This window comes from Rahnella sp. P4_A8 (genome assembly GCF_056402435.1).
In genome coordinates, this window is sequence record NZ_JBFUHK010000192.1 from 1 (window position 1) to 1,873 (window position 1,873).

The window sequence follows — 1,873 nt, forward strand, 5'->3', positions numbered from 1 at the left end:
GTTCAAACGTACGCCTCAGTATCTGGTCCACCTGCAGCTGATATCCCATCTGAGCCCAGGGTCCGTAAACCCGCAACGGGATGTCTGTCGTTTTCAGGGTATTGATCAGATTATTGTCACCTTTCCAGCCACCGGTAACGCGGATCAGCAGGTTCATATCCACCTTTTGATTCGACATATCGATTGTTCCGTCACCTTTCGCAGACACCATTGGCGACTGACCTTCAAGATTATTCAGCGTCAGTGTACCTCCGGCCAGATGTCCCTGCGCTTTCAGCGTATCGATCTGGCTATAGTGCTCATACTTTTCAAGTCCCTGAACATTACTGGTATTACGGCTGACCGCCTGCTGAATGAGTTGCTGAATATTAAGGCCATTCAGACGCGCGTTATCCATTGAAAGCTGCCCCTCGCCTTGCCATCGCCGTGCAAAATCAACGGCCGACAACCCTTCTCCGTTAACATTCCCTTGCATAGAGAAGCTCCCGGTCAGGACTTTCGGTAACCCGTAAGCTGTCAGTAAATCACCCAGTTCAATGCTGTCCACATCCGGTGTCAGATGGACCTGAATTTTATTCCCCGTGACATCCAGGGTGCCTGGCAGAGAAAAGCGCCCTGTTCCCAGGTTGCCGCTAAATGCCGGCAAGGAAACCTGGCCCTGATGATTGACCGCATTCAGGGCAAGGTTCTGGATTTTCATACCGCGATAAGTGAGATCAGCAACTTTCAGCGCCAGGGTGGCATTGAAGGTTTGCAAATCATTCAGCCCGTTTGGCTGTTCATCCACATCACGGGCGATAACGGGTGCTGACGTCACAGACTGCGCGGTTTGCGACGATTGTTCCTGCGTATCAGGCTGCCAGCCGGAAAGCGCATCAAGATCAAGCTTATCAGCGGTTAAATTGAGCTGATAATCCGCCAGTTCTCCCAGCTTCGCAGAGGCCGTGCCGGAGATCTGATTATCATTGGCCGACAGCGCCAGCTGGTTCAGCGTCAGCATATTGTTATCACGCTGATAGCTCACCTGCATGGAACCATTCCCCTGAAGGCCTTTCACCGGGATATCGGCACCGTTCAGTTGATAAGTGAACTTGCTGATGCTGGCAGAGACAGCCTGCGGATAGTACTGCATATCCAGGTCGGCTTTCATGGTGAACGACAGATCGCGCTGGTCGCGGTTTATGCGACTTGAAAGCTGGATACTAGCCTGACGGTTGTCATTCTTTTCCATTTCCAGATTGATATCACGCACGTTGATCTGCTCGTCATCACCGCGCTGCCAGATGAGTAAACTGTCAGCCACGCTGATTTTATCAATATCAAATTTCCAGCCCGCTTCAAGTTCGGATGCCCCTGGCGCAACAGGCGTTGGCGTAGAAGGTGCGACCGGCGCATTGGGCTGATTCTCTTCCGTTTCCGGCGTTAAACGAATGACGGCGTTTTTCAGCAGAACCTGCTTGACCGCGAGCTGATGAGAAATAAGAGGCCAGAGTTTGACATCCAGCCGCATGTTCTCAGCGCTGACAACCGGTGCCTTAGCCCCAGGCGCGGTCAGAGAGGTCTGTCCGGCAATGATGCTGAGCTGCGGCCAGACATGCCAGCGCAGGGAACCGTTGATAGCCAGTTGATAGCCGCTTTTCACCTCGACCCTCTCTACCATGTACTGGCGGAAATCGTTCGGGTTAATCAGGAATACCAGCGAAGTCATACCGGCAATGATAACCACCAGTAAAATCACCAGTGTTGTCAGGAGTCTTCTCATGCCTTCCTCACGTTTTTATCCGGAAAACGGATAAAAAACAGAATCAGTCTTTATCAATACGACTGGCAATAGCGCTTTGCTGGTCGCGGTATTTCGCGTCCTGACGGCTAT

The 1,873-nt window shown here is 51.9% G+C and carries 1 protein-coding gene; it reads right to left on the minus strand.

Translation table 11 applies throughout. The annotated features are described in order from the left end of the window. The coding region (asmA, locus tag AC1DUO_RS24535; RefSeq protein ID WP_477989223.1) for an outer membrane assembly protein AsmA at positions 1–1,762 on the minus strand (1,762 nt) is incomplete at its 3' end. Positions 1,763–1,873 lie beyond the last annotated feature (111 nt).